The 26,274-nt window shown below is 44.4% G+C and carries 18 protein-coding genes; 8 read left to right on the top strand and 10 right to left on the bottom strand.

The window, feature by feature from the left end; all coding sequences use genetic code 11:
• Positions 1-9: 9 nt before the first annotated feature.
• Entirely contained in the window at positions 10-954 is a 945-nt protein-coding gene (locus ACRD6K_RS02530; RefSeq protein ID WP_430971947.1) for a glycosyltransferase family 2 protein, read from the bottom strand.
• A gap of 123 nt (positions 955-1,077) precedes the next feature.
• On the opposite strand from ACRD6K_RS02530, the gene ACRD6K_RS02525 reads away from it, so the two are divergent.
• On the top strand, positions 1,078-2,646 hold the full coding sequence (locus ACRD6K_RS02525) for an ArnT family glycosyltransferase (RefSeq protein ID WP_430971946.1): 1,569 nt from the start codon (positions 1,078-1,080) through the stop codon (positions 2,644-2,646).
• Between the two features lie 98 nt (positions 2,647-2,744).
• Here ACRD6K_RS02525 and ACRD6K_RS02520 read toward each other — a convergent pair whose 3' ends face one another.
• Positions 2,745-4,079, bottom strand: coding sequence for an MATE family efflux transporter (locus ACRD6K_RS02520; RefSeq protein ID WP_430971945.1), 1,335 nt, complete (start codon positions 4,077-4,079; stop codon positions 2,745-2,747).
• 733 nt (positions 4,080-4,812) lie between these two features.
• Here ACRD6K_RS02520 and accC point away from each other — a divergent pair.
• The 4 genes from accC (at position 4,813) to ACRD6K_RS02500 (ending at position 11,091) form a co-directional block, all read left to right on the top strand.
• Entirely contained in the window at positions 4,813-6,327 is a 1,515-nt protein-coding gene (gene accC, locus ACRD6K_RS02515) for an acetyl-CoA carboxylase biotin carboxylase subunit (protein ID WP_430971944.1), read from the top strand.
• Positions 6,328-6,338: 11 nt separating this feature from the next.
• Positions 6,339-6,848 (top strand): acyl-CoA carboxylase biotin carboxyl carrier protein subunit, encoded by a 510-nt coding sequence (locus tag ACRD6K_RS02510; RefSeq protein WP_299577674.1) that lies wholly within the window; start codon positions 6,339-6,341, stop codon positions 6,846-6,848.
• Positions 6,849-6,859: 11 nt separating this feature from the next.
• Complete coding sequence (locus ACRD6K_RS02505) at positions 6,860-8,395, top strand: acyl-CoA carboxylase subunit beta (RefSeq protein ID WP_299577673.1); 1,536 nt, start codon at positions 6,860-6,862, stop codon at positions 8,393-8,395.
• A 278-nt stretch (positions 8,396-8,673) separates the two neighbouring features.
• The gene (locus ACRD6K_RS02500; RefSeq protein ID WP_430971943.1) at positions 8,674-11,091 is read left to right on the top strand and encodes an alpha-ketoacid dehydrogenase subunit alpha/beta; all 2,418 of its coding nucleotides are present in this window, start codon (positions 8,674-8,676) and stop codon (positions 11,089-11,091) included.
• 314 nt (positions 11,092-11,405) lie between these two features.
• Here the strand turns inward: ACRD6K_RS02500 and hemH are convergent, their stop codons facing one another.
• The 4 genes from hemH to hemN form a co-directional block, all read right to left on the bottom strand.
• Complete coding sequence (gene hemH, locus ACRD6K_RS02495; protein ID WP_430971942.1) at positions 11,406-12,431, bottom strand: ferrochelatase; 1,026 nt, start codon at positions 12,429-12,431, stop codon at positions 11,406-11,408.
• Positions 12,432-12,460: 29 nt separating this feature from the next.
• On the bottom strand, positions 12,461-13,360 hold the full coding sequence (hemF, locus tag ACRD6K_RS02490) for an oxygen-dependent coproporphyrinogen oxidase (RefSeq protein ID WP_430971941.1): 900 nt from the start codon (positions 13,358-13,360) through the stop codon (positions 12,461-12,463).
• A gap of 18 nt (positions 13,361-13,378) precedes the next feature.
• On the bottom strand, positions 13,379-14,728 hold the full coding sequence (gene hemG / locus ACRD6K_RS02485) for a protoporphyrinogen oxidase (RefSeq protein WP_430971940.1): 1,350 nt from the start codon (positions 14,726-14,728) through the stop codon (positions 13,379-13,381).
• 90 nt (positions 14,729-14,818) lie between these two features.
• Positions 14,819-16,195 carry an oxygen-independent coproporphyrinogen III oxidase gene (gene hemN, locus ACRD6K_RS02480; RefSeq protein ID WP_430971939.1) on the bottom strand — a complete coding sequence of 459 codons (1,377 nt, stop codon included), beginning with the start codon at positions 16,193-16,195 and terminating at the stop codon, positions 14,819-14,821.
• A gap of 313 nt (positions 16,196-16,508) precedes the next feature.
• Here hemN and ACRD6K_RS02475 point away from each other — a divergent pair, with 313 nt between their 5' ends.
• Positions 16,509-17,759, top strand: a complete 1,251-nt coding sequence (locus ACRD6K_RS02475; protein WP_430971938.1) for a C1 family peptidase — start codon at positions 16,509-16,511, stop codon at positions 17,757-17,759.
• 210 nt (positions 17,760-17,969) lie between these two features.
• Positions 17,970-19,139, top strand: a complete 1,170-nt coding sequence (locus ACRD6K_RS02470) for a serine hydrolase domain-containing protein (protein ID WP_430971937.1) — start codon at positions 17,970-17,972, stop codon at positions 19,137-19,139.
• Positions 19,140-19,202: 63 nt separating this feature from the next.
• Here ACRD6K_RS02470 and ACRD6K_RS02465 read toward each other — a convergent pair whose 3' ends face one another.
• The 4 genes from ACRD6K_RS02465 to ACRD6K_RS02450 form a co-directional block, all read right to left on the bottom strand.
• Complete coding sequence (locus tag ACRD6K_RS02465; protein ID WP_430971936.1) at positions 19,203-19,748, bottom strand: hypothetical protein; 546 nt, start codon at positions 19,746-19,748, stop codon at positions 19,203-19,205.
• A gap of 138 nt (positions 19,749-19,886) precedes the next feature.
• Positions 19,887-21,245, bottom strand: coding sequence for an MATE family efflux transporter (locus ACRD6K_RS02460; protein WP_430971935.1), 1,359 nt, complete (start codon positions 21,243-21,245; stop codon positions 19,887-19,889).
• Positions 21,246-21,549: 304 nt separating this feature from the next.
• Positions 21,550-22,257, bottom strand: coding sequence for a GW dipeptide domain-containing protein (locus ACRD6K_RS02455; RefSeq protein ID WP_430971934.1), 708 nt, complete (start codon positions 22,255-22,257; stop codon positions 21,550-21,552).
• Positions 22,258-22,447: 190 nt separating this feature from the next.
• Entirely contained in the window at positions 22,448-24,238 is a 1,791-nt protein-coding gene (locus ACRD6K_RS02450) for a GNAT family N-acyltransferase (RefSeq protein WP_430971933.1), read from the bottom strand.
• Positions 24,239-24,403: 165 nt separating this feature from the next.
• On the opposite strand from ACRD6K_RS02450, the gene ACRD6K_RS02445 reads away from it, so the two are divergent.
• Complete coding sequence (locus ACRD6K_RS02445; protein ID WP_430971932.1) at positions 24,404-26,245, top strand: YgiQ family radical SAM protein; 1,842 nt, start codon at positions 24,404-24,406, stop codon at positions 26,243-26,245.
• Positions 26,246-26,274 lie beyond the last annotated feature (29 nt).

The raw sequence follows: 26,274 nt of genomic DNA, 5'->3' as shown, positions 1-26,274 counted from the left end.
ACTGAAGGCTTAATTCTTCCTGGTGGTTTCCAGACGACGCACGCGATAAGGCTTTTTCCCCTGCCCTTCGTAGTAAGTCCGCATCAACATTTCAGCCACAATGCCAATGGTCATCAGTTGAATACCACCCATTAACAAAATCATTCCTAAAATAAGGATTGGTTTTCCCCAAATGTCGTAGCCAAAAAGCTTTAAAATCAGAAGATAAAAATTGATTAAGAATCCCAAGGCAAGGGTAACAATCCCAATTCCACCAAAGAAGTGCATGGGCCGTTGCATGTATTTTTTAAAGAATACCATCAAAACCAAGTCACTGAATACACGTGTGGTCCGGCTTAAATTATATTTTGATTTTCCGAACTCGCGGGCCCGGTGGTTTACGTCAACCTGCGTTAAACGGGTCGATCCTTCCAAAGCCAAAAGGGCCGGAATAAACCGGTGCAATTCACCATAAATATGAATGCTTTTAATGGCTTCGTGAGTAAATACCTTCAAAGTACATCCTAAATCTTTCATCCGGATTCCGGTGGCTTCGCGAATAAGGTAATTGGCCACTTTGCTGGGAAGTTTGCGCAAAAAAGCGCCATCTTTCCTGTTGGCACGCACACCGGCAACCATGTCCCACTCCCCTTCAGCCGCCATTTTCAGCATCATGGGAATATCATTCGGATCATTCTGCAAATCGCCATCAATCAAAGCAATGTATTCGCCGGTTGCCGCATCGATACCCGCCTGAAGCGCTGAGCTTTGCCCATAATTTTTCTTCAACTCCAACAACAAGAAATGCTCATCGTTAATGGCCCGAACTTCTTCGCGCGTCCGGTCGGTTGATCCGTCATCCACAAAAATAGCTTCGTAGTCGAAATCTTTAAGGGCTGATTTTATTTGTTCGCTAAGTGGTTTAATGTTCAACTCTTCGTTGTACACACAAATAACCAAACTTAATTGCTTCATAGATTTTCTGTTTATGGCGATAATAGGATATCTTTGCCGAAATTTTTATTATTTAGCGCCACGAAATTAAGAAAAAGCCTGAAAGTTATCTAATAGAATGTTCATTAAAATAGAAATCCACTCATGATCAAACAAATAAGTAACTCCCGATATTATCCATGGTTTGTTTTCCTTATCGCTCTGGCACTTTACCTTTCAAACCTTGGCGGGAGCAGCATTTACATTTTGGATGAAGCCAAAAATGCCACCTGTGCGGCTGAAATGTTTGAGCGATCTGATGTGATTGTTCCCACATTTAACCAGGAACTGCGCACCGACAAGCCGCCATTGCACTATTTCTTCATGATGTTGAGTTATTCCATCTTTGGGGTAAATGCTTTTGCCGCGCGGTTTTTCTCAGCCGTTTTCGGAGCACTTACCATCCTGATCACCTTTCTGTTTGTCCGTCGGTTTCATTCTGAAAAAGCAGCCTTATGGAGCAGTTTTGTTTTACTGTCGTCCATTCATCTCACCATCCAGTTTCACCTGGCTGTGCCCGATCCCTACCTGATTTTCTTTTTCACAGCCAGTATTTATGCGTTCTATGCCGCGGTAAAGGAAAAACGCCTTTCCTACCTGCTGTTGTTGTATATTTCAATAGGACTCGGAACCTTATCAAAAGGCCCGGTAGCCATCGGTTTGCCCGGATTGGTTTTCCTGCTATTCCTGATTTTCAGCAAACGGTTTAAGTGGAGCGAAATCAGTCAGCTGCGTCCGTTCATGGGAGCTGCCATTGTTTTGCTCATTGCCTTGCCCTGGTACATTCTGGTACACCTGAAAACCAATGGACTCTGGTCCGAAGGTTTTTTCCTGAAACACAACCTGGGCCGTTTTTCCAGCGAAATGGAAGGCCATGGCGGATTATTTATTCTCACCCTTTTCTTTGTACTGATCGGTTTGTTTCCCTTTTCTGCATTCATCATTCAAACCCTGAAAAAAGCTTTTGCCAACCGAAAAGACGATTTTACATTATTGAGCTTGGTGACAGGCATCACCATTGTGGTGTTCTTTTCCATTTCGCGTACCAAATTGCCCAACTATACAGTTCCGGCCTATCCCTTTTTCGCCATTCTGATTGGTCTGTGGCTCTCGCAGCTCAAAATGAATGAAGTACGCCTGAAGGGAAGCATGCTCGGACTTCTCATTTTTAGTCTGCTGCTGGTTCCAGCCTTGTACATCGGAATTAAGTTTGATCCGGCGCTGGCTCATTTGAATTACCTGGCGTTGTATTTCTTTCCTATTCCCGTAGGAATGTTGTTCGCCTATTTCTTATTCTCCAGACAGCAAATCAAGCGGTCATTGCAGGTGGTTGGACTAAGTACCATGCTGGGAGCCCTAAGCTTCATTACCATTGTGTTTCCTCGAATTGACCAGGAAAATCCGGTGGCTAAGAGCATTCATTTGCTGGAAGGCAAAGAAGTACGTTACTATGAGAAGTTCAACCCGTCCTTTTCGTTTTATCTGCAGAAGGAAATTGAATATCTTGAACCGGAACAATTTGCCAGTTTCTTTAAGGAGTACCCTGATGGGGTGATTATTTCGACTAAACGTAAATTAGAGGGTGTTGCCTTGCCCGATGATGTTGAAGTTGCCTTCTCATCGCGCGACATTATGGAACGCCCCACTACCGTATTGCTGACTCGTAAACAATAAGCGAGTCAGTCCCCAAAGCACCTTTATTACCGGCTATCGGCAAAACTTATTTCGAAATGAAGAGCCACTAATGGTTCGCGGAAAGAATAGGTTGAATGCTAGTCGAGATGAAGGTGCTTTTTTAGTCGCAATGAGAAAAGCAAAGAGGCAAAAGCCAAACCACTTAAGAAGCCAATCCACACTCCCATTGCGCCAAATTCAAGCACTATTCCAAAGAGGTAACTAATGGGTAAGCCAAAGCCCATGTAACTGATAAAGGCCATAAACATGGGGTGCTTTACATCAGACAATCCCCGCAAGGATGCCAATAAAATTACCTGAATCCCATCAAATACCTGAAAAAGGGCGGCAACAATCAATAGGTTTGCAGCAATGACAAGCACGGCAGCATCTTCGGTAAATAAAAATGGAAGCTGATAGCGTAACAACACAAAGACAACCCCCATGGATGCCATAAACAGGATGACCAGATGAAAAGAAGCATAAATACTCTGACGCAGGCGCAAACGGTTATTCGCTCCCCTGTTATGACTAACCAAGATGGTTGTTCCGGCCCCAAGCCCCAAGCTAATCATGTAGGAGAACGAGGCCAGCCCGATAGCAACCTGGTGAGCAGCCAACGCTTCCTTACTAATCCAGCCCATCATAATGGCTCCAAAACTGAAAGTACTGACTTCTACAATGATTTGCAATCCAATTGGGAAACCAACAGCAAACACCTGTTTCAACATCTTCAGTTTTATCCGGGCATGGTAGGCAATCCGAAATTCCTGTTTGTATTGCTTGTTTTTCAAAATAAAAGGAATCAACATCAAAGGCATCAAAATGCGCGAAATGAGCGTTGCAATACCGGCACCATTCAACCCCCACTCCGGAAATCCGAATTTCCCATAGATCAGCAAATAATTTAAAACGATGTTGACCAAATTTGATGTGAGGGTAATGTACATCGCGATCTTGGTGTTTCCCACGCCCTCCAAAAACTGCTTGAATGTGTAGAAAATTAGCATCGGGAACAAGGATGCCACCAACAACAGGTAATAAGGCCGTGCCTGTGCCACCACCTCGGCGGGTTGTCCCATGCGGTCAAGGAATAAGCTTAAAATTGCCATCACTAAAGTTATCACCAGCGTTGTTACCCCATGAACCACCAAGCCATTTTTCAAGTATTCGCCCACCTCTTGCTCTTTTTTCTGGCTATACACATGGCCTACCAGAGGTGTCAAGCCCAAGGTAATTCCGATTCCCAGCAGCATACCAATATGAAAAATATTGATGGAAAATGCCGCAGCAGCCAATTCAACGGTGCCCACATGGCCAACCATCATATTATCAACTAAACTCACGGTTACCTGGCCAACCTGAGACAAAATAACCGGAAAAGCCAAATGCAGGCTTCTTCGGTACAAGGGGATGTAATCAGAAAATTTCACGGATACAATTCAATTTAAACTGACTTAAACCGTTTGACAAGCCAAAGGTTCAAGCCTTAAAACATGCCAAAGCGCGCAAAAATAAGCCGATGCTTTGGTTTTATAAAGAAAACCTGCAATTAAATTTCAGTATCACTACATTCCGCTGTTTTGCACCTTCAGATCTCCAAAGTATTAAACGTTTTTGAGCTCAGGCACGGGCAAATTTCGTACTGTTCTTCACATTGGGTGGCTTGTTTGACGAGTGTCTCCAATAAAAATTCTCCCCTGCTTTGGTTCCTTCCCTGAAAGCAATTTTGCATAACCAGATCTGTTTTTATTAATTATCATAACTGTTTATTTTAAAAGGACTTTAATCAATACGATGAAAAAACGAATGGTGTTAGCCTTTGAAAGAGCACTGACTGATAAATCAGACTGCAAAACAAGGCTGTCACCATGTAAAGGCACTGTTAGCAGGACTCTTTCATGCGTTTATGTCTTTAAATTCTTCAAACAACAAGCACATAACAACCAACTCAATTCATAACATAACTATTGATCAGACGACGAGTAAATCGCTCTAAAAACAGCCTGAAAGTTGATTTTCAGACACGAACTTTTTTGCAGAAATAGGCGAATTAATGACCGAATGAAGAAACTTTTTAAGGCGAATATGGTTTTTAAGTTAGACTTAGAAACTGGAAAGAGACTATTTAATAATACAAATTATTTGAAGTATTAAAAGTTAATTATGAGGAAAATCAACAAGATCCTGGTTGCCAACCGGGGTGAAATTGCTGTCCGAATCATGCGCACCTGTCGTGAAATGGGCATAGCAACTGTTGCTGTTTTTTCTGATGCCGACCGGACTTCGATGCATGTGCGTTATGCTGACGAAGCCTACCACATCGGTCCGGCCCCATCAAAAGACAGTTATTTAAAATCTGATAAAATAATAGAGGTTGCTTTACAATCAAAAGCCGATGCCATTCACCCTGGTTACGGCTTTTTATCTGAAAACGCCAAGTTTGCCCAGCTCTGTAATGAAAATGATATCATTTTCATTGGGCCAACTCCGGAAGTTATCGAAAAAATGGGTGATAAAATTGAAGCCCGAAAAGCCATGATTGCCGCCGGGGTTCCCGTTGTTCCGGGAACAACTGAAGCTATTCAGTCGGAAGAGGAAGCCATTGAAACCATCAAAACCATTGGCTTGCCCGTAATGATTAAAGCTTCTGCCGGAGGAGGTGGTAAAGGCATGCGCCTGGTTGAAAAAGAAGCCGACATCCTTTCCGGTGTTCGCTCAGCCCGCTCCGAAGCCTTGGCTTCCTTTGGCGATGATGCCGTATACATTGAAAAATACGTTACCTCTCCACACCACATTGAGTTTCAAATTCTGGGCGACCAGCACGGCAATGCCATTCATTTATTTGAACGGGAGTGCTCCATTCAGCGCAGACACCAGAAAATGGTGGAAGAAACCCCTTCTGTTTTAATGACCGAAGAGTTGCGCGAGCAAATGGGAAAACATGCCGTTGATGCAGCCAAGGCAGTCAATTACGTTGGAGCCGGAACCATTGAATTTCTGGTGGACAACAAGCTCAACTATTACTTTCTGGAGATGAATACCCGCCTGCAGGTGGAACATCCCATTACCGAGCGTGTTACCGGAGTTGACCTGGTCAAAAAACAAATACAGGTAGCCGAAGGACAACCGTTAAACCTTGCGCAAGACGAATTAAGACAAAAGGGACATGCCATTGAATGTCGGATTTATGCCGAAGATTCAGACAATAACTTCATGCCAAGTCCCGGCCGCGTGCATTCCATTACCCAACCTTTGGGACTGGGGGTACGAACCGATGGCTACGTCTATGAGGGCTATGAAATCCCGATTCATTATGACCCGATGATTTCCAAGCTGATTGTTTGGGCTGAAACCCGTGGAGAAGCCATTCAACGTATGCGAAGAGCCCTCTATGAGTACAAAATCACAGGAATCCGAACATCGCTGAAATTCCTTGAAAGAATCATGGAATCCGAAGATTTTATCTCCGGAAACTATGACACCAACTTCATCGAGAAGAACCGAAGTACATTACTGGCCGACGATTCCAACGAAGATGAATCGCAGGACATGGTTATCATTGCAGCCTACTTCGACTTCATCAACCGGAAAAACAAAGTGATTCCAAGCAAGGAACTCAATCCGGCCAAAAACCGTTGGAAAAAATATACTTACCAAAAGAATTTTGATCGTTTATAAAACAGACTATTATGCCTATTGAAATCAAATTAGGTGATCGCATTGCATCTGTTAAAATCCTGAATCAAAACGAGAACCTAATCGAGATCATGGTCGATGATAAGGTTTATAACGTTGATTTGATGCATAATGACGAAGGAACTTTTTCAATTATTGAGAATAACCGTTCCCATAATATTTCCCTGGTTCCGTCTCAAAAACCCAAGTCATACACTGCTCACACCCTTTACAACACCTACGACCTGGAGATAATCGATGCTGAGGCTCGTTACATCCGAAATCGCGGAGCGGGCACACTCAGCCAAAGCGAAAAGCAAATTTCGGCTCCTATGCCGGGAAAAATTGTAAAAGTGCTTGTAAAAGAAGGCGAAGCAGTAAGCCAGGGACAAACAGCCGTAATCATTTCGGCCATGAAAATGGAAAGTGAATACAAAGTAGCGGTTGATGGGATGGTTAAAGCCGTTAATGTTGCCGATGGCGACACGGTTGAGTCCAACCAGGTATTAATTGAAATTGATTAATGGAATAAACTATGGATTTAAAAAGCAAGTTTGAACATTTTGAACAACTCAATAAAGAAGCAGAAAGTGGCGGTGGCCAGGAACGTGTTGAGAAGCAACACGCAGCTGGAAAAAAAACGGCCCGCGAACGTGTAGAAGAATTGCTGGATCCCGGCACATTCAATGAAATTGACAAGTTTGTGCTACACCGCGCCACCGACTTTGGCATTGATAAAAAGAAATTTCGCGGCGATGGCGTTGTCACTGGTTATGGAAAAATTCATGATCGTTTGGTGTATGTTTTTGCTCAGGATTTTACCGTTTTTGGCGGAACTATGAGCCGTTCCAACGCCGATAAGATTGTCAAAATTCAGAAAATGGCCATCGAAAACGGAGCGCCGCTTATCGGACTTAATGATTCCGGAGGTGCCCGTATCCAGGAAGGTGTGCAAAGTTTGGCCGGCTATGCCGACATTTTTTACAACAATGTACTCTCATCCGGGGTCATTCCACAAATCAGCACCATTCTGGGGCCCTGTGCCGGAGGAGCCGTTTACTCTCCTGCCCTTACCGACTTTATTTTCATGGTTAATGAAACGAGCCACATGTTTGTTACCGGTCCGGATGTCATCAAAACCGTGACGCATGAAAATGTTACCAAAGAAGATTTGGGAGGAGCCGTTACCCACAGTTCCAAAAGTGGCGTAGCCCACTTTACCGGAGAAAACGAAGAGCAAACCATCATGATGGTGCGTGAACTGGTAAGTTTCATCCCTTCCAACAATATGGAAGATCCGCCGGTTCAAACCACAACTGACCCCATCGACCGAAAAATAGAAGCCTTGCATGATGTTGTTCCGGCTGATCCGAACAAACCTTACGACATGAAGGACATCATTTATAAAATTGTGGATGATGAGCACTTTTTAGAAGTTCAGCCCAATTATGCCTCCAATATCATTATTGGCTTTGCCCGTTTTGACGGAAGGTCTGTGGGAATTGTCGCCAACCAGCCATCGGTTCTGGCCGGAGTGCTCGACATCAACTCATCGGCTAAGGCAGCACGTTTTGTGCGCTTCTGCGATGCCTTCAACATTCCCTTAGTTACCTTGGTGGATGTACCCGGATTCCTGCCCGGAACACAGCAGGAGTTTGGTGGAATTATCAAACACGGCGCCAAATTACTCTATGCCTTTGCAGAAGCAACAGTTCCTAAAATTACGCTCATCACGCGTAAAGCCTATGGCGGTGCATATGATGTGATGTCGAGCAAGCACATTGGCGGCGATATCAACTACGCCTACCCAACTGCCGAGATTGCTGTTATGGGACCTGAAGGAGCCATTAATATACTGAACCGGAACCTGACCAACGAGGAAGAAAAAGCCAAGGCTGTTGAAGAATATCGCGATGCCTTTGCCAATCCTTACCGAGCTGCCTCGCTGGGCTATATTGATGAAATTATTTATCCGGAAGACACGCGGATCAAAATCATCAACGCCTTGGATATGACGCGCAACAAACGCAAATCCAATTTACCACGCAAACACGGAAATATTCCATTATAAAACAACAAATACAGTGTTGCCCGAAGATTCGATGCATTTTCGGGCACACTTTATTGAAGGTTAACTCTTTCCCTCAAATAGTCATCTACAACAAGTTCGTACTCTCCACCCGACGACAAAACAGGCTCAACCTTCGCCATTTTACAGGCTCTAAACAAGCGCTTCGCAAAGACCAAAAATCTTCCTGCTCATTCAAACCACAGGCTAAACAAATATCCGTGACGAGCGTTGTTTAGAATATTTCAGACAGAATAGTCATAAACATTAAAATACAATCAATGCTCTTAGAAAAAGCCGGAATGCTTACAGCAAGCGATCAAAAGAATACCGAAGTTCTGAACGACTATTATGTCGCTTACTTAAGCCGTCAATTAAGCATCTTGGGTAAACGCGAAGTGCATAATGGCCGTGCCCATTTTGGGATTTTTGGAGATGGAAAAGAAGTGGCTCAGATTGCCTATGCCAAAACCTTTCAAAAGGGAGATTGGCGATCGGGGTATTACCGCGACCAGACTTTTATGCTGGCCTTAGGCTTAATGCAACCAGAGGAGTTCTTCGCAATGATCTATGGTGATACGGATGATCAGATCAACCCTTCAACCGGCGGTCGAAACTTCAACAACCACTTCTGCACTGCAAACATTAACGAAGAAGGAGAAATAAAAGACTTAGCCAACCGCTATAATTCCAGTTCCGATATCAGCTCTACCGGAGGCCAAATGCCCCGATTGCTCGGACTTGCTCAGGCTTCAAAAATGGTGCGGAACGACAAGTCGCTGAAGAAACACCTGAACAACAATGTCACCGGAAACGAAGTGGCTTTTGGAAGTATTGGTGATGCCAGCACCTCCGAAGGAATGTTTTTTGAAACCATTAACGCCGCCGGGGTATTGCAAGTTCCGATGGCCGTTGCGGTTTATGACGATGGGTTTGGAATCAGCGTTCCGATTGAACTTCAAACTACCAAATCCAGTATTTCGGAAGCACTCAAAGGTTTTCAAAAACAAAAGGACACCAACGGCATCCTGATTTACACCTGCAAAGGATGGGATTATCCGGAGCTGGTAAAAACCTTTTCTGAAGGCATTAAGCAATGCCGGAAAACTCATACGCCCGTACTTTTCCACGTGCAGGAAGTTACCCAGCTGCTAGGCCATTCCACTTCCGGATCGCACGAACGCTACAAAACAAAGGAGCGGCTGGAATGGGAAAAAGAATACGATGGTATTTACCAGTTCAAACTCTGGTTGATTGAAACTGGCCAGGCCGATATGGACACCATCACTCAACTGGAAAAAAAGGCTGAAAAGGTTGCCCGTGAAGCGCGCAAAAAAGCCTGGGCCAACTACACCAATGGTTATAAGCAAGAAGTGCAAAGCCTGGAAGAAATTTTGCTTCAACTCAAAAAACAATCTAGCGGAACCGTTGATCTGCTGGACGAGCTGGTGGAAATTAAGCAACGTACCTTCCCTACCCGCCGCAAGTACCTTAGTTTTGCCCAACGACTTTATTATGATATTCACCTTCAGGACAATCTGAAACACGAACGTCAGTTGCTGCATCAGTGGATTGAGCAGTTCAAAGCACAAAGTGCCGGGTTCTACAACCAGCAATTATACCGCGAAGGGGCTGACTCTGCTATAAAGGTAAAAGCAGTGCCTGCCACCTATACGGAGCAGCCGGAAGTCGTCAATGGCTCCGGTATCCTGAACCGGAATTTTGATGTGCTGTTTCAAAAATACCCGAACCTTGTCACTTTTGGACAAGACACTGGTAAGCTGGGCGGAGTAAACCAAGGGATGAAAGGGATGCAGGAGAAATACGGCGCCCACCGGGTAGCTGATGCCGGTATTCGCGAAACCACCATCATCGGCCAAGGTATTGGTCTGGCCATGCGCGGATTTCGACCCATTGCTGAAATTCAGTACCTCGATTACCTGATTTACGCCCATTCTACCTTGAGTGACGATTTAGCCAGCATGCAATACCGGACCAAAGGCAAACAAGCAGCACCGCTTATCATTCGCACCCGTGGGCATCAGCTGCAGGGCATGTGGCATGCCGGTTCGCCTATGCAAATGTTGCTCGGCTCACTGCGCGGACTCTATTTGTGCGTACCACGCAACATGACACAGGCAGCAGGCTTTTACAACACTTTGCTGGCAGCCAACGATCCCGCGCTGGTCATTGAGCCCCTGAAAGGCTATAACATGAAAGAAGCCCTGCCCGACAACCTGGGCGAATTCACCGTACCTTTAGGAGTTCCTGAAGTGATGGTTGAAGGAACCGACGTTACCTTGGTTACCTATGCCTGGAATGTCAACCATGCGGTTAAAGCGGCCGAACTTCTGCAAACCAAGGGAATTTCAGTGGAAGTGATTGACGTGCAAACCCTGATGCCTTTTGATATAGATCACCGCATTCTGGAGTCTATCAAAAAAACCGGGAAAGTAGTTTTTGTCGATGAAGATGTTCCGGGAGGCGGAACCGCTTACATGCTACAAAAAGTGATGGAAGAGCAAAAAGCCTTCGATTACCTTGATACGGCTCCAAGAACACTGTCGGCGAAAGAACACCGTCCGGCCTATGGTATTGATGGAGAATTTTTCTCCAAACCCAATGTGGAGCAAATTTTTGAAAGCATCTACGAAATGATGCGCGAAGTGGATGTAAAAAAATATCCCAGTTTGCATTAAATGAAGAAGAGACTATCAAATTTTACTTTAGGAACAGTCTCTTATAATTTCCGAAAATTTGAGGTGGCCTACTTGACCATTTCCTTTTTAAGGACAGCTGCTTTGATCAAAATGCTCCATGCAGGAATTGTCTATTTATACTAGAATAAATAGACAATTCCATAATTAGTAGATATGATCTAACAAACCTGCGGAGTTAGCAGTCTAAGATTCAAAAAATGGCCTTGGCGTTGAAAACTTGTTATAGCAAGACCAAGGGTAAAATACTTACTAAAAGTAACCACTTGATGTGCTAATCGCTAAAGCGATAAACCTTAGGGTTGCAGAATCAGCTCCTTGAGCGTTTCAATCCACAAAGGATGGTCGTTCAAACTTTCCACCAACTGAATTTTTTCGCCTCCGTGTTCTTCAAACAATTCCTGGTATTCAACTCCTAGTTCAATAGTGGTTTCCAGACAGTCAGCCACAAAAGCCGGCGCTACAAACAACATCCGCTTCACCCCTTCTTTGGCTTTCTGAATGACCAGCTCATCTGAAAAAGGCTTGAGCCAGTTTTTGGTTAAGCGCGACTGGAACGAAACCGAGTAATCTTCCCGCTTCAAGTTCAGTGCATTGGCCAGCAAGCGAGTTGTTTCGTAACAGGTAGCTTTGTAACAGTATTTTCCGTGTGCAGGCATTGCTTGCTCGCAAGTACATTTGGTCGAAGCAATCTCCGGGTGCACCTTATCAACCTGCCGGTTGGGCAATCCATGGTAGGAGAACACAATATGATCGTAATCTTCCGGATGATAAGATTTAATGCGCTCGGAGAAGGCCTTGATAAACGTTGGATGATCGTAAAACTGGCTAACCATTCTGATCTCAGGAATTACATTCCACCGGGCTACTTCCTGCGAAACAAACTGGGCAATCGTTCCCGTTGTTGAAGAAGCGTACTGTGGAAACACCGGAATAACAATCATACGGCCAAAGCGTTGATCACGCACTTCACGCAATACCTTTCGCAAATGAGGGTTCTGGTAACGCATAGCTGTAAAAACCTGAAATTCGTCTCCCAGCGCTGCCTGAAGTTTTTCCCGGTTCTTTTCGGCATTTACCAGCAACGGCGATCCTTCCGGTGTCCAAAGCATTTCGTAAAGCTTGGTAGACTTGGGTGCCCGAAAAGGGACAATGATCAAATTAACCAGCAGCTTTTGCGGAATCAGTGGCAGGTCAATCACTCTCCGGTCGTTCAAAAACTCGAATAAATACCGACGCACAGCCGGTACTTTAGGTTCATCGGGCGTACCCACGTTTACCAGTAAAACAGCGGTTCTTTTTGAGTTATCCATCGTTTGCATTCCTGTTAGGTTAATGATTCCAAATTAAATCAGACCAGATGAATCCAGTCAATATCTTTTTTTAACAAGCTTAAAGTCTCTTCTTCGTACGACCCTTTTTCAGCCTGAAAATCGTACGTCCAGGCAGCCATTGGGGGCATGCTTAAAAGGATTGATTCCGTGCGACCATTCGACTCCAAACCAAACTTGGTTCCGCGGTCATACAGCAGGTTAAACTCCACGTACCGGCCTCTTCGCAGGTCTTGCCATTGCTTTTCGACTTCTGAAAACTGTCGATCACGATTGGAATTTAGCAGCTGAATATAGATGCGCGGATAGGCTTCAGCCAAGGCTTGGGTAAAAGCAAAGAACTTGGTAAAGCTAGCCTCATCGGCTCCATCCTGATGGTCGAAGAAAATACCACCCACACCTCGGGTTTCCTGGCGATGGGGCAAGTAGAAATAAGTATCAGCCCATTGCTTATAGTCGGGGTAAAAGTTTTCATCATACGCATCGCACACCTTTTTCAACTCCTGGTGAAACCAACTGGCTTCCGCTTTATTCACATAGTGCGGTGTCAGGTCTATTCCTCCGCCAAACCAGGCTTTGCCTGAACTAAGTTGAAAATAGCGCACATTCATATGCGTAATCGGGGCATGTGGGTTTTTAGGATGAATGATGGAGGAGATTCCGGTTGCAAAATAGGCTTCACCTTCGTCAATTCGCAAGGCTTGGCGCATGCGTTCACTCACTTTTCCGCTTACGGCCGAAAAGTTTACCGCTGCCTTTTCAATGGCATCTCCCTGGTCCATGACCATGGTATAGCCATGTCCGATTTCTTTCTCCCAATAGTCCGTTTTAAAAACAGCCTGTCCATCAGCCGTTTCCAGTTCTGTACAAATTTGTTGTTGAAGCTTCCGGTAAGTGGAAGCCACGAGGTCATTTCTCATGTTGGTCTTTTATTAAAGCTATCCAACCGATTCCGCCAGCTTTCGTCCTTGTTTCATTCGGTCAGCCATTCCAATGCCATCACGAATGTTTCCTCCCAGAAGTAATCCGGGATAAGAGGCCTCGATGGAATCGATAGCCGCCAGACGTTCAGCTGACTCAAAACCGTATTGCGGAATAGCATGCTGATAACGATTAATAACCAACAAATCTGGTTGCCATTTTGTTAAGCCCATCATGCTTTTTAGCTCTTTTTCAACCAATGCTTTAAGCTCATCATCCGACAAATCAACCATTTCCGGCTTTCGGACACCACCTAAAAATGTAGACAACAAGGCTCCTCCTTTGGGGGCACGGCCTTTCAGGAAAGAAGACAAGAACAAAACCCCCAGGATATCGCGATTCTCATGAAATGGAATTAAACCGCCAAATGCTTTGATAGGAATACCCTCCCACTGGTTAAAGCCCACGGAAACCTGCACCACCCGTGCATAAGGCATTGCTTCAATTTTTTCAAGTTTTCCGGAAGGCAGAAATGGAAATAAAGAGCGTAAAGCAAATCCCCCTACCGTTGATATCACATAATCGAATTCTCCAAGCGATTCGTTTCCATTCATAAGCTGGTATTTCTCTGCTGCCTGCGCCACCTTCAAGTCCGTTAAGCTTAAATGAATGTGTTCTTCTCCTATCGCACTGTTCAGGGCATTAATCAGCGAGGACAATCCCCCTTTCATGGAAAAAACTTCTTTGGTGGCTTTTTTGTCCCAGTCGGTCTTGGGTTCTTTGGCCTTTTTAATCGACCCGCCAATGAAACTGCCATAAGTCTGCTCCAGATTGTACAGTTTTGGCAAAGCATATTTTACCACCAGCTTAGCCGGATCTCCGGAGTAAACACCAAGAATAAACGGGTCAATGGCATATTTCAGAAAGCTCTCGCCCATGCGACGACGCACCAACTCTGCCAAGGTTTCATTCGGATTGGTTCCGGGTTTCCGGAATGGCTCTCCCAGTATACGAAACTTATCGTACCAGGTAAACAAAGGCGTTTTTATTCCGCCCAGCAACCCCGAAGGAATAGCATGCCAACGGTCATCTTTCCAAATCCAACGGAATTTGGCATCCTCATCAGCAATTTCCAATTCGCAAGCGCCACCCAGATCTTCAATCAAAGCAGCAGCTTCAGGTTGTCCGAGCACCCCGGTGCTGGGACCATTCTCATAAAGAAAACCATTTTCAGACCGGGTTTGAATGACACCGCCCACATGATCGGCCCGTTCAAAAATCTGAACATCAATTCCTTTTTTCTGAAGATAATAGGCGGTTGTTAAGCCTGTCAAGCCGGCCCCAATTACTGCTACTTTTTTATTCATTGTATTCTATTTTCAATTCGCACCTAAGTCCTGATGTCACAAGCATCCGTCTTAAGCGGCTCGTTTCAGCACAAGCCAACTATAATTTCGTTACACTGATTTGGAGAATTTCTGGATACTCCCTTCCAGCCGGATGTCGAATACCGCCGCAATATTTCGGAGCACAAAACGGCCCAGGTCGGTAATCACAATCTCTTCGGTGGTGTACGACAGCAGATCATCTTTCACAAACTCATCCAGCTTGCTTTCTTCAAAATTCAACAGCGCTTTCAGTCCATCCACCTCAAGGTTAAACTGGCTGGCCACCTGCTTCCACGACAAGTACTGATTGCACATCACTTCGTTGATAATCTGCCGAATTATCTTATCGGTTTCCGAAAGCGCATAGCCTTTCACCACCTGTATTTCGCCTGCATTTATCGAATCAATATACTCTTTCACTGTTCGTGCATTTTGCGCATATACATTCTCCAACTGGCTGATTCCGGTAACACCAAAAGCATATACCTGACCGGTAGTTTCGCGCGTGCAATAGCCCTGAAAATTCCGATGCAAGGAACGATTTTTCAGAGCAATGGTCATATCGTCGTCGGGTTTGGCGTAATGATCCAAGCCAATGGGCACATAGCCCGCTCCGGTCATCTTTGCCCAGGCCACCTCAAACATTTTCACTTTTTCTTCGGGTTCTGGCAGACCATACGACTCAAGCTTTTGCTGCGCTTTTTTCACCCAAGGAACATGGGCATAGGAAAAAGTAACCAAGCGATCGGGATTGATGGCTGCTGCTTTCTCCATGGTTTCGGCAAATGAGGCTGCCGTTTGATAAGGCAAGCCGTAAATAAAATCCAGATTAACCGACACGCCCGGATGCTTTCGGATCATGCCAACCAAATCAGCAATCGGTATTTCAGGCACTTCACGGTGCACGGCATTCAGCACTTTCTCCTGAAAATCCTGAACACCCAGGCTAATACGGGTAAAGCCAAAAGATGCCAAATCGTTAATGTAGGCTTCGTCCAAATGCGCCGGATTACATTCAATGGCGATTTCAGGTTTATCAATAAACTGGTAATTGGACGTAAAAAGCTCCATGATTTCACCAATATAGCTTGATGGCAAAACATTGGGCGTTCCTCCCCCCCAGTGAATCTGTGATATCTTCCGGTTCTTATCGATCAACTTTCCAAGCATGTGAATTTCCTTTTTCAGGGCTTCCACATACGTTTTCATCATATCCTGATCTTTGGTAATATGCGTATTACATCCGCAATACAAACACAACTGCGTACAAAACGGAATATGCAGGTAAATGGAAATATTCTCGGGTTGCGTGTGGTTTGATTCCTTTACCGCCTGCAAATAATCCGCTGTTGTAAAATCATCGGTAAAAAAATTGGCGGGTGGATAACTGGTATAACGAGGAACCGGAACATTATACTTATCGATCAATGCTAAAGGGATTCTCATGTGTCTTGAATTGTTTGTTTTTTAGCTTCATTGGCGCCTGCATGCACAGCAGGCCAGACATTTACCGGCAACGCTCTCTTCAACAAAGGCATGGTGGTAAATTTATTCTATGCGAAAATAACAGAACTCCGTGTAAAACAAGCTTCCAAAAGTCAGTTTTTCCGGGCTTTAAATCTGTTAATCCTATTCAGATGAAGAATCATCCGGACGAACGAAAATAAGCATAAAAAAACAGAACCTAAATTTTTAGCCTTACTCTAGCAACTAATTCACGGATAAAAAGTAATTTGGCTTTATCTAAAAAAATTAATTGATGAACAAACACATTTTAAATCTGCTTGCCATTTTCCTGGTGCTGAACTGCTTGGCGCAAGAAAACAAAAGCAAAGGAAAAGTAGAAGTTTACGACAAAGGCAAAGGGTACTATTACGAATCTATTCTGAAAGATGTAACAGCGGTAGATGAACAGTTGGAAGAAACCACGCCGTTTATCCGTTTCAACATGGATCAGTCGGATTTGGACCTTCCCAATGATCCATCGCTCTACCGAACCGTATGGTGTCAGCCAACCGAGTCGCAAGGCAATGCCGGCTCTTGCTGGTCGTTTTCAACCACTTCGTTTTACGAATCGGAGATTTTTAGGGAAACCGGAAAAAAAGTGGCCTTATCGGAAATTTACACCGTTTACTGGGAGTATGTTGAAAAAGCCCGGCGCTACATTGAAAAGCGAGGCGAATCCTTGTTTGATGAAGGTTCGGAGGGCAATGCTGTTGCCCGCATTATGAACCGCTATGGGGTAGTGCCCGAATCAGCTTACACAGGTTTGCTCCACAACCGCAAGTTTCACACCCACGCCAAAATGATGGAAGAAATGCGTGGTTTTCTGGAGTCCATGAAAAAGTCGAATGCCTGGAACGTAAACTATGGGCTGGAAACCATTAAGGCAATTATGAATCACTACATTGGCGAACCGCCTGTTGAGTTTACAGTGGAAGGCAAAACTTACACCCCAAAAAGCTACATGACTGACTATTTGAAACTGAACCCGGATGATTTTGTCGAAATTTTATCCTATAAGCAAGAGCCTTACTGGGAGCAGGTTGAATACAAAGTACCGGACAACTGGTGGCACAGCGACGAATACTACAATGTTCCGCTGGATGTGTATATGAAAATTATCAAACAGGCAATCAAAGATGGCTACTCGATGAGTATTGGCGGCGATGTTTCAGAAACTGGCTTTAGCCGTGAAACCAACTGTGCCATGATTCCTGATTATGATATCCCTTCGGAATACATCAATGAAGATGCCCGGCAATTTCGTTTTTCCAACGAAACAACGACCGACGATCATGGCATGCACCTGGTGGGCGTGCTGGAAAACTACAAAAACAGCGGCAAAGATTGGTATTTGATAAAAGACTCCAGCTCGGGCTCGCGCAATGTAGGCGAAGACGATCCGAAATTTGGCTACTACTTTTTTCACGAAGATTACATCAAGCTAAAAATGATGGGGTTCACCATTCATAAAGATGCCGTAAAAGCAATTCTGCAAAAGTTTTAAGTAAACAATACTTCTAAAAGAGCTCCTGTTAAAGGGGCTTTTTTTATTTCTGAAAAAATGAAAGTTCATCATTTATCTAAAAAAATGATCAGACCAACCACCTGTTTTGATTGAAATTATTATTTTCAGGGCTGCAAAAATCAAAGGGAAGGCTCACCCCCTCCCTGTTCAATACAATTTTCACAACAAACCAGACTTAATAAATTTAGAATGATGGAAAAGAAATTTACTCCACCCACTTCAATGCTTAAAACATTTATCCCAATTCTTGTAGTTATTCTAAGTTTTACCTCCTGCCAACAGGAAAAAACAGCGAATGGCCCCATCTACAAAAGGGATTACAAGGAAGCAATTTTAGAAAGCCGAAAGGAATTAGGAGCCCACCTCATGACCAGCTTTACCCCCGGAGGCTCGGTTTCGGTTTCGGTTGATGGCGAGTTGGTGTGGTCCGAAGGACTCGGTTATGCCAACAAAGAACTGAAAGCTCCGACACAGCGCAATACCAAATTCCGCATTGGCAACAGCTCTCAGCTTTTTACAGCCTACCTCATTGCCAAAATGCAGGAAGAAAACCAGCTCCATATTGACAGCAGCTTTTATACCTACATTCCCGACTTCCCTAAAAAGCGCGCAGATTTTACCTTGCGCATGCTGATGAACCAGGTAGCCGGTTTCCCGGAAAGCTCAAACCGCGAAGCTCAACAGCTCGACAAGAAAATCAGAACCTTGAAAGACTACATCAAGCTTCACGAAAACGATTCGTTGGTTTACCAACCCGACAGCTACTTTCTGCAATCGAATTTAAGCCTGGCGTTGCTTGGAATTTTAGCAGAAGACATCAGTCAAAAAAGGTTTGCAGACTTGATACAGGAAACGATTATTGACACCCTCCAATTGAACAACACCCAATTGGATAACACCATGGCAATCATTGAAAACCGCAGCAATACTTACGACCGTGATTACATTGCCCGGTTAACCAATGCGCCTCAAATCAACCTTAACCCGCTGGCTCCGGCCTTAGGAATGCTATCAACAGCTGATGACCTGAATCTGGCCGCCCAACAGCTTCTGGAGCCAGGATTTTTCAATGAAGAAACACTCCAGTTATTTTACGAGCCTTACCAATTAAGCACCGGACAACGGTTAAATTCAAGCTTTGGCTGGCTGGTTATTACCGACCGCGAAGGCCGCAAAGTAATTGGTCAGGCTGGCAGCACTACCGGGGGAGCTTCGGCCATTGCCGTTTACCCCGAGCAGAAATTGGTGGTTACTCTCTGTGCCAACCTGGGAAGCGATTTTGAAGATTTGCCGGTGATGCAAATTGCCAATCACTTCCTGAAAATTATAGATCCCAAAGAAGACGCTAAACAAGAATAAAAAAGGAAACCGGGTCAATCCATGATTAACCCGGTTTTTTATTTTCAGTGCCTGAAGCCTCATCTACCAAATGTCCACGCCAAATCCGACACTGTAAATGGGTTCCCATGATTTGTAGGGCGAATTTTTATCCTGAATTACATCAAACAAAACCTGAAAGCTTATAAAAGAGCGGTCAGAAAGCACCTGCCGGTAGCCTCCTCCCACATAAAAAAAAGGAATGAAACTTCGCTCTTCCCGGTTAAAGGAATAATACTCCATGTTGATCATCGAAAACTCACTATGAAGATAAAATTGGGGAATGATGTTGTATTGCCCAAACAATCGCCCGCCATACTGGCTGGCCGTGAGATTCCCATCAGGATACTTGTAGCGGGTATATTGATATTCAATTCCTGCACCGGCATAAAACTGATCGGTTAAGCGGGCACCAATGATCGGACTAATGTTAATGTTGGTATAACTCCCTAGCGAAAGCCCGACACTGCCACCTGTAAAAAGCTTATCACGAAAGCGAACTTCTTTTTCCGGATTGCCACTTGGCTGCCCAAAGGTCAGCAAGTAAGCTCCTAAAAACACTGTGCTCAATAAAAACTTCAACGAATTCATAACGCAATCATTTGGAGGGTAGAAACTCCCTTCAAGTTACGCAAAAGTTCCCCTTACTTCCAAAGCTGCAGTTTCTTTTGAAACAGCTTTGCTGAAAAAAGGACAGCGTACTGGAGCCTTCGCTTCCGCCAAAAGTGCCTAGGAGGCCTGCATCTCTAAATTCAACTTTCGATGCAGGTAACTAAGCCTGAAGTGAAACATTAACGCACAAATACTTAAGCCCACCGGGAAGCCCATCCAAATGCCAATTTCATTGAATCCGCCATGAAAAGCTGCCCAATAACTAAACGGAATAGTGATGATGAAATAGCAAATAAAAGTAAGAATTCCCGGAATCGTGGCATCAGCCATTCCCCGTAAAATACCCGAGTAAATGATTTGAATGGCATCAAAAAGCTGAAAGATAGCCAACACGATAATCATTTGCGAGGCAAGCCGGATCACTTCCGCATCGGTCGTAAACAAAGTTGGCAGCCAGTTGCTCAAGCTCACAAAGGACATGGAAATAATAACCACCATTCCCAACACAATCTGAATCGAAGCATTGGAAGCTCTTTTCAGCAGCGAGGGTACCTGACGTCCGGCAAGTTGGCTGATACGAATGGTTGTGCTCACACCAATTCCCTGGTAAAGCATAAAACCAAAAGTGGAAAGGCTAATCACAATCTGATGTGCAGCCAGTCCGGTTTCGCTGATCCAGCCCATCATAATACCGGCCACAATAAACGCCGAAGACTCCGAAAACATATGCAATCCCATAGGAATGCCGAGCTTGATTATCTTAAGCGTGGAGGCGGTTACCGACTTCACATTAGCAACAACCGACTGCAGTTGCTCGCGATAAAGCTTACGGACAAATATGAGCATCCCCACAGCCATTAACACCCGGGCAATCAAGGTTGACCAACCTGCACCAACAAGTCCCAGTTCAGGCGCTCCCCATTTCCCAAAAATCAGCATGTAGTTCCCTAGAATATTCACAACATTGGCCCCCAGGGTAATCATCATGGCCAGTTTGGTGTTCGACAAACCATCAGCAAACTGTTTTCCGCTCAAAAACAGCATCAAAGGCACAATGGAAAGTCCGATAACACTAAAGTAGTGCCGTGAATAGTCAAGAATACTTTCGGGCTGATGCATAAATGGCATCGCCGAATACAACAGCAGGCAAGCCATAGCCAGCAAAACCGCCATAATGCTGTTGGCAGCAAAAGCCGCTTTCTTCAGCGACAACAGTTCCGCATAATCATTCGAACCGTTAGCCTTCCCGGTTAAGGGAGTAATGGCCATCGCAAATCCCATCCCAAAAATCAGGGGAAGCGAAAACAGGGTATTGGCAAACGCTGCTGCTGCCAGTTCTGTTTTGCCCAAACGGCCAATCATCATATTATCGGCCAAACCAACCGTAATCTGTCCAATTTGCGCCACAATTACCGGCAGGGCAAGCCTACGGGTTTCGGCATAGTGAGGACGATACAAACGCCAAATTCGTTTCATAACTAACAATAAATAAATGGTTGTGATTGAGCGAGACCTTGCCCCTTAATACATACACGACAGGCAGGAGTTAAGCATAGTTTTCAAGCTTCAAGGTGAGAAGCGCTCCCCTGTTGGAAGTTTCATGTAATTAAGGTCGCTAAAAACGGCGGCGAAAGTAATTGTTCTCACGCTGACAAAAAAATAATAGCGAACCAGAATGAAGAAAGGAAAGAAAAAATTAAGGTTTGAAATCCGGAGCTTCATGTTTCACTCCCATTTCAAACCTTAAACAAAAAAATTTAAAAAACTAAGTGGTGCTTTGTTAGTTGACCAACTGGCCTTCTTCCATGATCAGCTCATAAAAATAGCCGGCACCAAAATCTTTATTAAGGGTTACTACGCCTTCAAAAGTATGCTCCTGCCCAACTTCTGCCATCTGGTCCGAAGTAATGGTCAGGTCATAATCCTCGCCGTGCTTAGTTCCATCCTGAATGTGAATCCAGTTGCGCGACATGATGTTTTTATTCACTTTGACAACCTTTCCTTTTACGCGTACGCGTTTTCCTTCGTAATTTCCTTTGGAAGCATACAATTCACCGATTGTCACTCCACCTTCAGCAGGCTCCACTTCAATATTGGAATCAAACGATTCGATGGCTTTCCCTAATGGTTCTTTTTTGGAAGCCACCGGAGCACTCTTCTGAATGGGGTCTTTACTCAGCTTCTGAACAAAAAAGATCGAATCAAACACCCGCCCCAAGGCTTTGCTCTCAAAATCCTTCATTTCCAAAGCTGAAGCATAATAATATTTTTCGCCCACTTTTGCTTCCTGACGACTCACCGCAATCCAAAAGTCCTCACGATTTTCTGAAACTTTTAAGTAAGTATAGCTATCGGTTTGAATCACTTCTTTAACTTCCACCTGGTGCATGAGCGAGCTAGTGTCGAGCGGTTGAACGGATTCTTTCTTTTTCTGAACGCAAGAGCCCATCAGCAGGCTACTCATTAACAATACAATAAATAATCTCATAAGTTACTACATTTTATTTCACAGATAAAAACTTAACAGGACAGTAAAAGTAAACAAACACTTCAAAAGAAAGTTAAATACGACATTGATATTTATCCGATTTTGGTCAGTGGCTGCTTCAAACTGATCCCCTCCAACTGAGCCAAAGACCATTAAAATTTGTCTCAAAAAGCGCTTACCGGTTTTAAGCTCATTCCCTGCTGTTATAAAAGCGATTCAGAATAGCCCCGTCGTTTGTTTCTTTTGAGAGTGATTCAATGGTGTGTTTGGGCACATCGTAAACATCCAGCAAAATCAACCCGTCCAAACAGTTGTTAAATTTTGGATCAACATTAAATCCAATGATTTTGGCGTTTAAACGAATGTATTTTTTCAACAAAACCGGAAGTCCCGGATTTTGGAGGTCAACATCGCCAATAAAGCGATCGAGCTTATTAATGTCATTCAGATTTTCCATAATCACGTTCATATCCGGATCCTGGCTTTTAAACTTGAAAGCTTTTCGGGGAGTTACCAAACGGGCATTTTGCCAATCGAAATGATGCAACATGATAAATTTAATGATCAGCTCTTTCGAGCTTTTCGAATAGTTGGCACTAATACTTACCGGGCCAATCAGGTAACGGTACTCCGGGTTTTTCAGCAGAAAGTACAAAATGCCTTTCCACAGCAAAAACAAGGGCAAAGGCTGACGTTGGTATTCCTTCACCACAAACGAACGGCCTAGCTCAAGCGACTCCCGAAGAATCGGCTCAAAGGCCTCCTTCAGTTTAAACAGGCTTTGAATATAAAACCCGCGCACACCAAACTCATGCAAAATATCGGCTCCTTTACCTATTCGGTAGGCTCCAACCAGTTTCTCCGCCTCATCGTCCCAAATAAAAAGTTGATGGTAATACAAATCAAACTCGTCCAGATCAATGCCCCGGTTGGTGCCCTCTCCCACTTCGCGAAAGGTAATTTCGCGCAAGCGGCCAATTTCATAAAGCACGGTTGGTATTTCGCTGGATGGCGCACAGAACACCTGGAAATTCTTAACCTGAAACAACAAACGTTCGCTTTTCAATCCGGCAATCTCGCTGACCACCAACTCGGTTGATGAAGCCTTGACGATTTCTTCTATGCGCCGTTGTCTTTTCAACGAATAATTGAAAAAACGTCGAATTTCAATCTGCGACTTCAAACTGTAAGTCTTCGCCCGCAGGAAGCGCCCAAACTGGTATACCTCGGGAAAACCAGCTTGCTCATTCACCGATATGGGCGACCCGATTCGAACTTTAACTGGCCGGCGTCTTTTGTTCAGCAATTCCGAAGGAAGTTTTACTTGCTGCAGGTTCGGATTAATCCGCCCAATCAGATGAAACAACCGGCTGTTGTGCCCTCCAAAATAAACAGGAACAACAGGCACCTGGGCGTGTTTTATAAACCGAAGAGAGACATATTGCCACTGGCGGTCAGTAATCTTGTTGTTCGCCTGGTAACCCGAAACCTCTCCAGCAGGAAAAATACATAAGCCTCCACTAGCTTTCAGGTGCTGAAGGGCATTTTTAATTCCTCCAACATCTGATTGTTCGCTCTTTCGTGCGTCAAATGGATTAACCGGCAGGAAAAATTCGCTGATGGGCTCAACTTTTTTCAGCAAAAAATCAGCCATCACTTTAATGTCCGGCCGAACCAGGCTAAGTATTTTTATCAGCAAAATACCGTCAAGCCCACCAAACGGATGGTTGGCAACCACTATAAACGGCCCGGTTTTAGGAATCTTACGCAACTCTGACTCATCAAATTCATATTTAATTTCCAGGATTTTAATCAATTCATCGATAAACGCTATCCCCTGCTTATCGGCAATTTGACCATAAATGCGGTTAAGCTTGTTGAACCGTAACACATACATGATAAATTTAGCGAGGTTTTCTCCTCCAAGGTAAGCCAGGTACGGACTTGCTTTAAGAATGTCTTTGGGTTTTACGATTTCCATAGTTAACCAGATTAAGCACGCATTAAATTTAAGAAGGATACGGCTTACTTTTGCAAAAGCGGATGGGTTCTTAAACATATCCGCCTCTAAAAAAAGAGGACAAAGTCTTTTAAATCAATAAAAGCAGGTTAACTTTGCACATTGAATATTAAGAAAGGATAATACGTGAATCAGTTATACGATAAATATCAGACAACCGATTGGTTGCCTACAACCAAAAAGGAAATTGAAGAACGCGGCTGGGACGAGGTCGATGTGATTTTATTTACAGGCGACGCATACGTTGACCACCCTTCGTTTGGAGCTGCCGTAATTGGACGGGTTTTGGAAGCCGAAGGCCTGCGCGTGGCCATTGTTCCGCAACCCAACTGGCAGGATGATTTGCGTGACTTCAAAAAATTGGGAGCTCCCCGACTTTATTTTGCAGTTACTTCAGGAAACATGGACTCCATGGTAAACCACTATACCGCCAACAAACGCAAGCGCTCAAAAGACGCCTATACGCCCGGCGGTCAGCACGACAAACGTCCGGATTATGCAGCAACAGTTTACTGCAATATTCTGAAAGAATTGTACCCCGACACCCCAATCATGCTGGGTGGAATTGAAGCATCGCTGCGCCGGGTTACCCATTACGATTATTGGCAAAATAAGCTGAAGCCCTCTATTTTGAAAGAGGCAAAAGCAGATTTGCTGTTCTATGGCATGGGCGAAAAATCAATCATTGACTTTACGCGTCTGATTCAACGGGGCGTTGACGCGCGCACCATTACCAATCTGCCCCAAACGGCCTTTTTGATTGAAAAAGATGCGCCATACGCAACCAACAAGAAATGGAATAACATTGATTTGTATTCGCACGAGGAATGCTTAAGCGATAAAAAGAAGTTTGCCAAAAACTTTATGCATATCGAAGAAGAGTCGAATAAAACGGAAGCGAACAAAATCACGCAGCACATCGGCAATCAACAGGTGGTTGTCAATCCGCCCTGGCCCCCCTTGGTTGAAAAGGAAATTGACCGGTATTACGATTTGCCGTACACCCGCTTGCCGCACCCCAAATACAAAAACAAGGGCACCATTCCGGCTTACGAAATGATTCGCCATTCCATCAACATACACCGTGGCTGTTTTGGAGGTTGTACTTTTTGTACCATTTCCGCACACCAAGGAAAATTCATCGCCAGCCGTTCCGAAAGGAGCATTCTGAAGGAGCTGGACCAGGTTACCCAGATGCCCGACTTTAAAGGATATATTTCCGACTTGGGTGGCCCGTCAGCCAACATGTACAAAATGAAAGGGATTCATGAAGAAATTTGCCGCAAGTGCAAGCGTCCCTCGTGCATCTTCCCCGACATATGCAAGAATCTGGACATTAATCACAAACCCATGCTCGACCTGTACCGCAAAGTTCGTCAGCACCCTAAAATCAAGAAAGCCTTTGTGGGCAGCGGCATTCGTTACGACATGATTCTGCACGAAACCAAAGACAAGCAGGTCAATAAAACAAACATGACTTACTTGCGCGAAGTTGTAAAGCACCACGTTTCAGGGCGATTGAAAGTGGCTCCGGAACATACTTCCGACGACGTGCTAAAAATCATGCGTAAGCCTTCATTTAAGCTGTTTTACAAACTGAATAAGACCTTTAACGAAATAAATAAACAGGAAGGCCTGAATCAGCAATTGATCCCCTATTTTATTTCGAGCCACCCGGGTTGCCACAACTCCGACATGGCCAACCTGGCTGCAGAAACCAAGCAACTCGATTTTAAACTAGAGCAAGTGCAGGACTTTACACCTACACCAATGACCTTGGCGACCGTCATTTATTACACGGGCTACCATCCATATACCATGGAAAAGGTTTTTACGCCCAAGTCCAAGAAGGAAAAACTATCGCAACGCAAATTTTTCTTTTGGTACAAAAAGGAGTACAAACAGCAAATACGGCAAGAATTGATTAAGTTGAACCGTAAAGATTTATTAAAGAAAATATTGGATTAACTAAACAAAATCACTTATTGCTGAGTTTT

This window comes from Sunxiuqinia rutila (assembly GCF_050589705.1).
GTDB classification, from domain to species: Bacteria; Bacteroidota; Bacteroidia; order Bacteroidales; family Prolixibacteraceae; genus Sunxiuqinia; species Sunxiuqinia rutila.
This window is presented reverse-complemented; position numbering and strand designations above follow the sequence as displayed.

Coding starts and splice junctions, on each gene's coding strand:
- ACRD6K_RS02450 (WP_430971933.1), bottom strand. CDS start 24,238: ATGGAAATCGTAAAACCCAAAGACATTCTTAAAGCAAGTCCGTACCTG.
- ACRD6K_RS02455 (WP_430971934.1), bottom strand. CDS start 22,257: ATGAGATTATTTATTGTATTGTTAATGAGTAGCCTGCTGATGGGCTCT.
- hemF (WP_430971941.1), bottom strand. CDS start 13,360: ATGAGAAATGACCTCGTGGCTTCCACTTACCGGAAGCTTCAACAACAA.
- ACRD6K_RS02505 (WP_299577673.1), top strand. CDS start 6,860: ATGGATTTAAAAAGCAAGTTTGAACATTTTGAACAACTCAATAAAGAA.
- accC (WP_430971944.1), top strand. CDS start 4,813: ATGAGGAAAATCAACAAGATCCTGGTTGCCAACCGGGGTGAAATTGCT.
- ACRD6K_RS02500 (WP_430971943.1), top strand. CDS start 8,674: ATGCTCTTAGAAAAAGCCGGAATGCTTACAGCAAGCGATCAAAAGAAT.
- ACRD6K_RS02530 (WP_430971947.1), bottom strand. CDS start 954: ATGAAGCAATTAAGTTTGGTTATTTGTGTGTACAACGAAGAGTTGAAC.
- ACRD6K_RS02475 (WP_430971938.1), top strand. CDS start 16,509: ATGAACAAACACATTTTAAATCTGCTTGCCATTTTCCTGGTGCTGAAC.
- ACRD6K_RS02465 (WP_430971936.1), bottom strand. CDS start 19,748: ATGAATTCGTTGAAGTTTTTATTGAGCACAGTGTTTTTAGGAGCTTAC.
- hemG (WP_430971940.1), bottom strand. CDS start 14,728: ATGAATAAAAAAGTAGCAGTAATTGGGGCCGGCTTGACAGGCTTAACA.
- hemH (WP_430971942.1), bottom strand. CDS start 12,431: ATGCAAACGATGGATAACTCAAAAAGAACCGCTGTTTTACTGGTAAAC.
- ACRD6K_RS02525 (WP_430971946.1), top strand. CDS start 1,078: ATGATCAAACAAATAAGTAACTCCCGATATTATCCATGGTTTGTTTTC.
- ACRD6K_RS02470 (WP_430971937.1), top strand. CDS start 17,970: ATGATGGAAAAGAAATTTACTCCACCCACTTCAATGCTTAAAACATTT.
- ACRD6K_RS02460 (WP_430971935.1), bottom strand. CDS start 21,245: ATGAAACGAATTTGGCGTTTGTATCGTCCTCACTATGCCGAAACCCGT.
- ACRD6K_RS02510 (WP_299577674.1), top strand. CDS start 6,339: ATGCCTATTGAAATCAAATTAGGTGATCGCATTGCATCTGTTAAAATC.
- hemN (WP_430971939.1), bottom strand. CDS start 16,195: ATGAGAATCCCTTTAGCATTGATCGATAAGTATAATGTTCCGGTTCCT.